This window comes from Yeguia hominis (genome assembly GCF_014384705.1).
Classification (GTDB): domain Bacteria; phylum Bacillota; class Clostridia; order Oscillospirales; family Acutalibacteraceae; genus Yeguia; species Yeguia hominis.
The window spans coordinates 1-615 of record NZ_JACRSN010000065.1 but is presented as its reverse complement, the minus strand read 5'-3'; the positions used below and the strand labels follow the sequence as shown (position 1 = coordinate 615).

Sequence of the window (615 nt, the reverse complement as noted above, 5' to 3'; positions counted from 1 at the left end):
TGCAGCGCTGGTATTTGGCCTCCGGAAACACTTCGCCCACGGCCTCCAGCATCCCCATGCACTTGTCGCCGACGAGGAGCTTTACGCCGTCCAAACCGCGCCCGCGCAGCCACTGGAAGAAGCTGACCCAGCTGGCCTTGTCCTCTTTCATCCCCTCGGCAGCGCCCAGGACCTCACGAAACCCGTCCTCATTCACGGCAATTGCCGCCGGAATGGAGACATTTTCGTATTCTCCGCCCCAGTTGCGGCGCAGGCAGATGCCGTCCACGTAGACATACGGATACCGTCCGCCCTGCAAAGGCCGGTCCGCCAGTCTTCAATGTGGACGTAGGCTTTCTTGTTCAGCTCGCTGACGGCAGCGGGCGAGACCTTGCTGCCCCGCAGGGCTTCGGTGATGTCCTCCATACGGCGCACGGAAACGCCTGCCAGATACATTTCAATGAGGGCCTCCTCCACGCTGCTCTCCCGGCGGCGATACCGCTCGATGACGGCCGTCTCGAAGGACACGCCCTTGAGCCGCGGCATATGGAGCGTGACATCGCCGGAGGTCGTGGTGAGGTTCCGGTCATAGTGGCCGCTGCGATAGCCCTGACGGGCCTCGCTGCGCTCGCAGCG

Annotated in this window: 1 pseudogene; it reads right to left on the bottom strand. The window is 63.6% G+C overall.

The window, feature by feature from the left end:
- Positions 1-615, bottom strand: a pseudogene (locus IAG03_RS14120) (IS256 family transposase); the annotation flags it as partial.